Genomic DNA, 9,323 nt, shown 5'->3' on the forward strand with positions numbered 1-9,323 from the left:
ACCGCGGTCGGCGCCGCTCAGCGGCGGCGCAGGCGCCTCCGTCGGCGCGGGGCGGGGAGTGGAAGGTCGTTTCGCGATCGAGGCCGGTGCCGGGGCTACGCTCTCGTCGATCCGGTCCGTCACGTCGTCGTCCAGCCGTACATCGCGGCCCGCGAGGTGCGCGAGCGACGCCACGGCACCCACCGGCTCCGTCACCCACGCGCAGGCGAGCTGGAACCGTGCTTCGAGAAGATGCCGTTGCCCGGCGTGCCGGAGCAGACCCTGCTGACCTACACCGCCGAGCCGGGCTCTCTCAGCGACGGACGCCTGCGACCGGTGGCGGGCGCCGAGGCCTTCGCGAGCTGACTGGGGGGCGACCTGTACCGCGTCGGCCCGCGAGGAACGGGGAGCCGTCCGACGCGGTCGACCTCGCCCCGAGACCCCTGGGGGTCAGGAGTAGCGGGGAAGGTCTCCGGTCTCGATACGGACGTTTCGCAGCGGTTCGGGCAGGACGACGGTGTCGCCGAACCTCATCCGGCGCACGGCCTGGAAGCGGCCCTCGCGCGGATCCGAGCAGCAGGTGACCGACCCGTCGCGGGGGTCCACCGGGAGGTAGTCCGGAATCCCCATCCCGCAGCGGTGGGAGAGCCCGCCGTAGAAGGTTCTGCTGCAGCAACGGACACGGGTTCCGCTCCTCTTCGAGACGCCGCCATCTCAGGGAGCGACCTCTCTCCGTGTCCGGGAAAGCCGCAGTCTTCACCTCGTAAGCCTAGTGACCGGGTCCTATCGCGGCCAGGTCCGCGCCGGGCCCGCGGTACAGCGCCGAAGGCTTCGCCCCGGCCCGGACGCCCTTCGCCGCTGCGAGCGCGGGCACCGGCGTCGGGTCGGTCCGACGCCGGCTACCGCGCCGCCGCGTCCGGCACCGGCACCCGGCCCAGGGCCTCGTCGTAGCGGCGCAGCACCACATCGGCCACCTCCGGGGCGTCGCCGAGCACCGGCGCGACCGCCACCGCGCCCTCGGCGGCCGCCTGCTCGGCCACCCTGTCGGCGAAGTAGCCCGGCGCCAGCAGGTAGTCGGCCACGGCCACCCGAGGGGCCCCTTGGGCGTACAGGCCCGCTACCGCCTCGCCCGGGGTGGGCGAGGCGGCCGAGGCGAAGGCCGGTACGACACGCTCCCACGGGCCCCGGCGCTCCAGCTCGGCGGCGGTGTCGGCGATCACCGCGTTGGCGTCGGCATGGCTGGACCCCGCCGAGGCCAGCACCAGGGAGGTGCCCTCACCGTGCGCCCCCGGCGTCTGGGCCAGGCGCCGCTCCAGCGCCTCCAGCAGCAGCGGGTGCGGACCCAGCGTCGCGCCGTAGTGCACCCGCAGCCACGGGCACGCCTCCCGCACCCGGTCCAGCGCCGCGGGCAAGTCGACCTTGCTGTGGTAAGCGGCGGTCAGCAGCGCCGGCAGCACCACGGCCTCGCCGGCGCCTTCGGCCGCCAGGCCCCGCAGCGCTTCCTCGGCCTCGGGCGCCACGTGGTCCAGGTAGGCCACCCGCACGTCCAGGTCCGGCCGCAGCGCGCGCACACGCTCGAACAGGGCCTCGACCGCGCGCGCCGAGCGTGCGTCGGCGCTGCCGTGGGCCACGGCCACCAGCGGTGCCCCGGCGGTATTCTCTGCGCTCATCTCGATCCCACTCACAGATGGATGCCGCACTCGGTCTTGCTCATCCCCGCCCAGCGGCCGCTGCGCGGGTCCTCGCCCTCGGCCACCTGTCGGGTGCAGGGGGCGCAGCCGATCGAGGGGTAGCCGTCGTACTGCAGGGGATTGACCAGGACGCTCTTCTCCTCGATGTAGGTGTCGACGTCCTCCTTGGTCCACCGGGCGATGGGGTTGACCTTGACCATCTTCCTGCGGCGGTCCCACTGCACCACCTTGGTCCCGCGGCGCGTGACCGCCTCGTCGCGGCGCACGCCGGTCAGCCACGCTTCATAGGGCTCCAGCGCGCGCTGCAGCGGCTCGACCTTGCGCAGGTAGCAGCAGATGTTGGGGTTGCGGCCGTACAGCCGCGGCCCCAGATCGCGGTCCTGCTCGGCCACGCTGCGCTGCGGCTCCGCGTTGATCAGGTTGATGGGGTAGACGGCCTCCACAGCGTCGCGCGTGCCGATGGTCTCGGCGAAGTGGTAGCCGGTGTCCAGGAAGATGACGTCGATTCCGGGAACGACCTTGGAGGCCAGGTCGATCATGAGTGCGTCGGCCATGGAGGAGGTCATGCACAGCCGGTCGCCGAAGGTCTCGGAGGCCCACCGGATGATCTCCTGGGCGCTTGCGTCTTCCAGTTCGGCCGCGGCCCTGTCCGCCAGGTCCTGGCCGTCCAATGTGACGTTCATGCGTTCCCATCCGTCGGTGTACGGCCGCTGTCGGATCCGCCGAAGGCGGCCGACCGCAGGCCGATGAACTTCACCCGGAACACCCGCGCGCAGGACAGGCAGGCCCAGGCGTACCCCGAGCCCGATTCCCCGTCGTCCTCGTGCGGCATCAAGTCCTCGTCCCCGCAGTAGGGGCAGTAGTGGGGGGCGGCGCGCTCGCTCATCGTGTGTTCCTCACCCCTCCGGTCGGGCTGCTCGCTCGGGCCGGGCGGCGGGCGGGCCCGCCCCGGCCGCACAGGGCCGCGCGGCCGGCGCCCCGCGGGCGCCGACTCCTCACGCTCACTTCAGATCGCCGTCCTCGGCCCTGGCCGCCCACGAGGCGAACGACTCGTCCTGCTCGCGCTGGTCCAGGAAGCGGCGCAGCACCCGCTCGATGTAGTCGGGCAGATCCGCCGACGTCGTCTTGAGCCCGCGCACCTTGCGCCCGAAGGAGGGGGTGAGTCCCATGCCGCCGCCCAGGTGCACCTGGAATCCCTCGACCTGCTCGCCGTTCGCGTCGGTCACCAGCTGGCCCTTGAGACCGATGTCGGCCACCTGGATGCGCGCGCAGGAATTGGGGCAGCCGTTGAGGTTGATGGTCACCGGCTCGGGAAAGTCCGGCAGCCGCCGCTCCAGCTCGTCGATCAGCTCGGAGCCGCGGTCCTTGGTCTCGACGATGGCCAGCTTGCAGAACTCGATGCCGGTGCAGGCCATGGTCTGGCGGCGGAAGACGCTGGGCCGCACCTGCAGGTCCTCGGCCTCCAGCGCCGCCGTGATGGAGCCGACCCGGTCGTCCTCGATGTCGAGGACGACGAGCTTCTGGTCGGCGGTGGTGCGGATGCGGTCCGAGCCGTGCTCCTCGGCGATGTCGGCGATGCGCGAGAGCCGCGTGCCCGACACCCGCCCCACGCGCGGGGCGAAGCCGACGTAGTTGCGGCCGTCGCGCTGGGGGTGCACGCCGATGTGATCGCGCTGCTGGCCCTCGCGCATGTCCACCTCGGGGCCGTCGGGCAGCGCATAGCCCAGGTACTCCTTCTCGAGTACCTCGCGGAACGCCTCCGGGCCCCAGTCCTTGATCAGGAACTTGATGCGGGCGCGGTGGCGCAGCCGCCGGTAGCCGTAGTCGCGAAAGACCGAGGTGACGCCCGCCCAGACCTCGCTGACCTGCTCGGGGCGCACGAAAGCGCCCAGCCGCTGGGCGAACATCGGGTTGGTCGACAGCCCGCCGCCGACCAGCAGGTCGTAGCCGGGCGTGCCGTCGGGGCCGATCACGCCCGCGAAGGACACGTCGTTGATCTCGTGGTTGGTGCAGAAAGCCGAGCACCCCGAGATCGATGACTTGAACTTGCGCGGCAGGTTGGAGAACAGCCGGCTGCCGATGTACTCCTCGTTCACCTGCTGGATCTGCGGGGTGGCGTCGACGATCTCGTCGGCGTCGATGCCGGCCAGCGGGCAGCCCAGGATCACGCGCGGGGTGTCGCCGCAGGCCTCCATGGTCGACAGGCCCACCGACTCCAGCTTCTCCCAGATCGCGGGGACGTCCTCGACCCGGATCCAGTGCAGCTGGACGTTCTGCCGGTCGGTGACGTCGGCGGTGTCGCGCGCGTAGGTGGTGGAGATCTCGCCGATGGCGCGCAGCTGGGCCACGCTCAGCTGACCGCCGTCGATGCGGACTCGCAGCATGAAGTAGCGGTCGTCGAGCTCCTCGGGCTCCAGGACCGCGGTCTTGCCGCCGTCGATCCCCGGGGCGCGCTGGGTGTAGAGCCCCAGCCAGCGGAACCGCCCGCGCAGGTCGGCGGGGTCGATCGAATCGAAGCCGGCCTTGGAGTAGATGTCGATGATGCGCTGCTGGACGTTCAGCCCGTCATCGTTCTTCTTGTTCTCTTCGTTCTTGTTGAGCGGTTCCCGGTAACCGAGAGCCCATTGGCCCTCGCCTCGGCGCGGCCGAGCGCCGGTCTTCGATGCGGACGTGGGAGGCATCGCGGGGTCCTCCGAAGCGATTGCGCGGGGCGCAGGAGCCGGCGCGCACCACAGCGGAACCTCGCTGCCCGGCACGTCATCGTGAACCCGGAGGAGCGGTGGTTCGGCGTGGACCAACGTCGGCGCCGCTTGCGCCCCTGTGAGAAACGGGCGTGGAAATACGAAGCGGCGGGGTCAGCCGACGTTGCGACAGATGGCGCTGCGGACGCGAAGAAGGTCCACGTGGCGGCGCACGCAGAGCATCGGGTCCAGGACAGCCATCATGTCTTCGACAATCGCACGTCCCGGACCCGGTTGTCCAGATACCACGGGTCTCGTCGACCGTGAAGCTCGTCACTTGACGGGCGGCCGCCCTTGTGGTCGGGCGCGCCGCGGTCACGGTCGGCTATCGAATCGGCCGACGGGTGCGCTGGGGGAGGGGATTCTCGGGGGCGGGCGCCTAGGTTGGGCGGTGTGTGGGCCTGGTGGAGTCGGACCGTGGAAGCCGTCCAAGCGCGGGCGGCGGCCTGGCGTGAGCGCTACCCGGTGCCGGGTGCGCTGATTGCGCTCCTGGCCCGGACCGTGCGCTCGATCTCCCGTGCGCGCGTGGTCGGGCTGGCCGCGGAGTCGGCCTTCTTCTCGCTGCTGTCGCTGCCGGCGCTGATGCTGGGACTCGTGGGCACCCTGGGACACATGGAGTCGCTCCTGGGCCGCGACACCGTCCTGGAGATCCGCGGCTGGATGCTCGACCTCGCCGCCTCGGCGCTCACCTCCGAGACCGTCGACACGCTCGTCGCCCCGCTGGTCGACGAGTTCCTGCAGGGCGCCCAGGGCGGGCTGCTGTCGGTGACCTTCCTCGTGTCGCTGTGGTCGGGATCGCGCGCCATGAACGTCTTCATCGACGCCATCACCATCGCCTACGGCCTCGACGAGTTGCGCAGCTATCTGGGCCGCCGCGTGCTGGCCCTGGTGTCCTACCTGGGCGGGCTGCTGTTCGCGCTGCTGGTGCTGCCGATCATGGTGGCCGGGCCCGACATGGTGCACCGGCTGCTGCCGGCCACCGTCGGCTACCTCCACCTGCTGTACTGGCCCCTGGTCGGTGCGCTGTCGACGCTGGCCGTGGCCATGCTGTACATGCTGAGCACCCCGGTGCACACCCCGCTGTGGCGCTACCTGCCCGGTGCGCTGGCGGCGATGCTGATCCTGCTGATCGGGTCGGGCGCGCTGCGGGTGTACCTGGACGCCTCCTTCGGGCAGGTGACCATCTACGGCTCGCTGGCGGCGCCCATCGCCGTGCTCGTATGGCTGTGGGTGATGGCGCTGGCGGTGCTGATCGGGTCGGCGCTCAACGCCGAGATCGACGCCATGTGGCCGACCCCGCGCACGGCCGCGGCCCGAGCCGAGATCGCCGCCCGGCGCCACGAGCGGGCCCGCCGCATGGTGGAGCGCCGCGAGGAGGCGCTCCAGGCCACCGGGGCTCCCGACGTGCCGACCGAGACCTCGGCGGAGCTGGCCGCGCGCATGTGGCGGCGGCTGAGCTGGGGAGACGACCGCGAAAGCGAGGACACCGACCCGGGCCCCGGCGCGGCGGGAGCCCGCCGAGGCGGACCCGCGCCCCGCAGCGGTGAGCCCGGCGGGGCAGAAGGCGGCGCAGCGGCGGGGCGGCACGGGGGAGGCGCGGCGCAGCCGGAATCCTCCCGGCCCGCACAGCAGGACGACGGTGATGGCCCCTCCGAGCCGGAGCCGGGGGAGACCGCCGAGCCGGCGGATCGGCCGACCGGCTCCTCCGGGGGCCGAAGCTCCCCGGTTGACGGCGATTCCGGCCCTTCGCCGCACCCCCGGGAGGAGGATCGGCAGAGTCCTGGGGCATCCTCGTAGGAACCGGCGCGTTCCTCCCGAATCCCCGCACTCCGCGCCGGCCAGGTGGTCACATTGGTCCGCACCCCCGGCACCGGTTCGCGTTTCAGCGCTCTGCCGCGCCCTGCCCGCCGCGCCGCCGGCGCGGTCGGCGCCGCGCTCGCCGTGGCGCTGGTCGCCGGGTGCGGCCTGCTGCCGTGGTCGGACGTCGGCACCCGCGGTCCCTCCGGTGCACCGTCGGCTCCGCCCGCCGAGGGGCCCACTGTGCCGGAGTCGGGCCCCGCCGCCCCGCCCGGCGCGGAGCGGATCGAGCAGGCCGAGTCGCGCCTGCAGGACGCCGAAGTGGCCCCCGAGTCCTCCGGCGCGGACTACGAGCGCGACGAGTTCGGCTCCTCCTGGATCGACACCGACGGCAACGGCTGCCCCACCCGCCACGACGTCCTCGCCCGCGACCTGCGCCGGGTCCGCGTCGCCGACGACTGCACCGTCACCCGCGGCGTGCTGGAGGACCCCTACACCGGCGAACGCGTGGAGTTCTCCGCCGACGATCCCATGGAGGTCCAGATCGACCACGTGGTGCCGCTGGCGCTGGCCTGGCGAACGGGCGCGAGCGAGTGGGACCGCGACACCCGCGAGGAATTCGGCAACGACCCCGGAAACCTGATCGCCGCCGACGGACCGGCCAACCAGGCCAAAGGCGACTCCGGGCCGGGGGAGTGGCAGCCGTATCCGCCGTTCCGCTGCACCTACGCCGTCGCCTACGTGGGCGTGGTCGACGAGTACGGCCTCCGCCTGCCTCCCGACGACCACGCCGCTCTCGAGGAGACGCTGGCGGCCTGCTGAACCGCGTGCCGGTGCCCGGCCCGGACCGCGGGGAGTGCGTGGAGCGATGGGCCCGTAGCCGGGGGCGACCGGATGCGGACGACCGTCCTGGGCGGCCGGATGTGGCCAGAAAGTGCGGGATCGCCGACAGCGGCGGGAAAAGGGCCTTCCGGCGAGCGATAGTGTGCACGGCGGCGCGCCACCGGCCGCTGCACCGCAGGTGGCGGCGCATGCCCCCGCGACCCGGCCGAGACCGCCGCCACCGCGGCCGTCGACGCCCGAGGCGCACCGAGTCCGGGGGGACAGGCGGGGCGGAAGTATCATCGCTCTGGCCCGTGCTGACTCCTCGCAGCGGGCCGACCCCGCAAGGCAGCCGATTCCGGCGGCGGTACCCCCGCCCCGAGCGTCCGGCACGACAGCATCCCTCAGCGACGGAACAGGTTCGGCCCCACATGACCGCAGCGTCTCCACCACGGCGTGCGCCGCACGCGGTCCCCACCGGTGCGGCGGCCCCCGGCCCCGGAGGCGGCCGTGAGTGAGCAGGCGACTCCGCACGGCAGCCCGGTGATCCTGGTCGTCTCCGCCGACGAGCGCAGCGCCGAAGTCACCGTCGAGCGCCATACGCGCACGGTCTTCGGCGCCACACCGAAGGAGACGCGCAACGCCGCACTGGACCTCGCGGCCGAGTACGCCGCGTACGTGGGAAAGCCGGTCCTGGTCAACGCCCGCGACGGCAACGGCTCCTGGGAGCTGGTCGTCAGCCCCACCGGTGTGGTGCGGGCCGCCGGCGGCACCGAGGCCGCCCTGCTGAGCGGGAACCGCACCTCCAAGCGCGGCGGGCGTATCGCCCTGGCCGCGGTCGGCGCCGTGCTCGTCCTGGTCGTCCTCGCCGGCGGTGCTGTCGCCGCGGTGCGCTACGGGTCTGCGCTGCTGCCGGAGGAGGAGCCCGCGGAGCAGCCCGCCGTGACCATGCAGACCCGGCAGGCGCCGCCCGGATTCACCGAGCAGGCCGCCTGGCGCCGGTCCATGCACCAGGGCACCCGGCCCGACGTCGCCCCCGGCGGCGAGTTCGCCGCCTACATCGACCCCGGGGGGCGGCTGCGCGTCGTCGGACCCGGCGGCGAGCCCGGGTGGCGCGCCGACCTCCCCCTGTCCGCCGACGAGGTCGTGGGCCCTCCGCGCTTCGTGCGCGCGGGCACCGAGGAGGCCGTCGCGGTGGTCGGCGACGGCGCGTTGTGGCTGTGGCCGCCCGACGGCGGGACCCCGGAGGAGATCACACTGCCCGAGGGCGCCGACGTCAGCTTCGCCGGCGGCGCGCCACTGGTCATCGCCGACGGTCGCGCCTCGATCCCCCTCGACGGCGAACTCGCCTCCGTGGAGAAACCCCGGGGAACCGGCGCGGTGCTCTCCGACGGCGAACGGGTGCTCGCCGCCGTCGTGCAGGGCCCTTGGACCTGGGTGGCACCCGACGGCACCACGGAGAGCGTCGAGCCGCAGGCCCCCGAGGGCGCCGACACCCTCGACGAGGTATACACCGCGGGCGGCGGCCCCAACGGCGGCTATGTCGTCGCCGCCTGGAGCCGGTCCGAGGAGGACGACCGCGTGGTGCTCGCCTTCCACGACTGGTCGGACGGCTCGGTGGCGGCGGCCGCCGAGGCTCCGCTGGACGGCTTGGACGAGGCGGTCTTCCGGCACAGCTCCGGCGCGGCCGCCTTCGGCCCCGTCGTCGCCGACCCGCAGGACGGCGAAGCTGAAGCCCTGGAGGGCTTCCAGGCCGTCAGCGCCGCCGGCGGCACCGTCTTCGGCGAGGCGGGCGGGGTCGCGGTCGCGATCACCGCCGGCGCCGAACCGATCGAACTCGAGGGCGACGTCGCGCGGCCCTGGGGCCTGCTCGGCGGACGCGCGGTCGTCGTCGCCGACGGCGACCTGTACGCCCTCGTGCCTGAATAACCCCCTCGATAAGCAGAAAGGAGCGATATGTCCTGGAAACCACGTGCGATAGGCGTGGCCGCGGCCGGCCTCATGGCCGCGGGCTTCGCCGGTGCGCCGGCCTACGCCGACACCGCTGACGCGGACTCGGCGGCCGACGCCCAGGAGTCTGCGCAGCAGACTGCTGAGCAGCAGGAGCAGCCTGCGCCCGAGCAGGAAGAGCGGGTCGTCGAACCGCAGCTCGGACTCGGCGGAGCCCTGGAAGACCTCGACGTCGGCGACGAGGACCCCGGCGAAGAGGACGGCGGCGGTGAGACCCCCGGCCCCGGCGGCCCGGGTGACGGCGGCGGCGATCCGGACCCCGGCGATCCGGACCCCGGCGATC

10 protein-coding genes are annotated in these 9,323 nt (G+C 73.2%); 5 read left to right on the forward strand and 5 right to left on the reverse strand.

The window, feature by feature from the left end:
- Positions 1–141: 141 nt before the first annotated feature.
- Complete coding sequence (locus LP52_RS28150; protein WP_274518775.1) at positions 142–345, forward strand: MmyB family transcriptional regulator; 204 nt, start codon at positions 142–144, stop codon at positions 343–345.
- A gap of 84 nt (positions 346–429) precedes the next feature.
- Here the strand turns inward: LP52_RS28150 and LP52_RS26975 are convergent, their stop codons facing one another.
- From LP52_RS26975 to LP52_RS02215, 5 genes are all read right to left on the reverse strand, one after another.
- Positions 430–609: a PDDEXK family nuclease gene (locus tag LP52_RS26975; RefSeq protein WP_040270288.1), complete on the reverse strand. Its 180-nt coding sequence runs from the start codon at positions 607–609 to the stop codon at positions 430–432.
- A 269-nt stretch (positions 610–878) separates the two neighbouring features.
- On the reverse strand, positions 879–1,649 hold the full coding sequence (locus LP52_RS02200) for a sirohydrochlorin chelatase (protein ID WP_040270290.1): 771 nt from the start codon (positions 1,647–1,649) through the stop codon (positions 879–881).
- 11 nt (positions 1,650–1,660) lie between these two features.
- Positions 1,661–2,353 (reverse strand): phosphoadenylyl-sulfate reductase, encoded by a 693-nt coding sequence (locus LP52_RS02205; RefSeq protein WP_040270292.1) that lies wholly within the window; start codon positions 2,351–2,353, stop codon positions 1,661–1,663.
- Positions 2,350–2,556 (reverse strand): hypothetical protein, encoded by a 207-nt coding sequence (locus LP52_RS02210; RefSeq protein ID WP_040270297.1) that lies wholly within the window; start codon positions 2,554–2,556, stop codon positions 2,350–2,352. The genes LP52_RS02205 and LP52_RS02210 overlap by 4 nt, the downstream gene beginning before the upstream one ends.
- Positions 2,557–2,671: 115 nt before the next feature.
- Positions 2,672–4,351, reverse strand: coding sequence for a nitrite/sulfite reductase (locus tag LP52_RS02215; RefSeq protein ID WP_040270299.1), 1,680 nt, complete (start codon positions 4,349–4,351; stop codon positions 2,672–2,674).
- 477 nt (positions 4,352–4,828) lie between these two features.
- On the opposite strand from LP52_RS02215, the gene LP52_RS02220 reads away from it, so the two are divergent.
- From LP52_RS02220 to LP52_RS02235, 4 genes are all read left to right on the forward strand, one after another.
- Positions 4,829–6,208: a YhjD/YihY/BrkB family envelope integrity protein gene (locus LP52_RS02220; protein WP_084722805.1), complete on the forward strand. Its 1,380-nt coding sequence runs from the start codon at positions 4,829–4,831 to the stop codon at positions 6,206–6,208.
- 54 nt (positions 6,209–6,262) lie between these two features.
- Positions 6,263–7,030 carry an HNH endonuclease family protein gene (locus LP52_RS02225; protein WP_238580690.1) on the forward strand — a complete coding sequence of 256 codons (768 nt, stop codon included), beginning with the start codon at positions 6,263–6,265 and terminating at the stop codon, positions 7,028–7,030.
- Between the two features lie 510 nt (positions 7,031–7,540).
- Positions 7,541–8,959, forward strand: coding sequence for a hypothetical protein (locus LP52_RS02230; RefSeq protein WP_040270300.1), 1,419 nt, complete (start codon positions 7,541–7,543; stop codon positions 8,957–8,959).
- 27 nt (positions 8,960–8,986) lie between these two features.
- The coding region (locus tag LP52_RS02235; protein ID WP_040270362.1) for a hypothetical protein at positions 8,987–9,323 on the forward strand (337 nt) is incomplete at its 3' end.

The sequence above is a fragment of the Streptomonospora alba genome, from assembly GCF_000826685.1.
In the GTDB taxonomy this organism is placed as follows: domain Bacteria; phylum Actinomycetota; class Actinomycetes; order Streptosporangiales; family Streptosporangiaceae; genus Streptomonospora; species Streptomonospora alba.

Coding starts and splice junctions, on each gene's coding strand:
- LP52_RS26975 (WP_040270288.1), bottom strand. CDS start 609: ATGGGGATTCCGGACTACCTCCCGGTGGACCCCCGCGACGGGTCGGTC.
- LP52_RS02200 (WP_040270290.1), bottom strand. CDS start 1,649: ATGAGCGCAGAGAATACCGCCGGGGCACCGCTGGTGGCCGTGGCCCAC.
- LP52_RS02205 (WP_040270292.1), bottom strand. CDS start 2,353: ATGAACGTCACATTGGACGGCCAGGACCTGGCGGACAGGGCCGCGGCC.
- LP52_RS02210 (WP_040270297.1), bottom strand. CDS start 2,556: ATGAGCGAGCGCGCCGCCCCCCACTACTGCCCCTACTGCGGGGACGAG.
- LP52_RS02215 (WP_040270299.1), bottom strand. CDS start 4,351: ATGCCTCCCACGTCCGCATCGAAGACCGGCGCTCGGCCGCGCCGAGGC.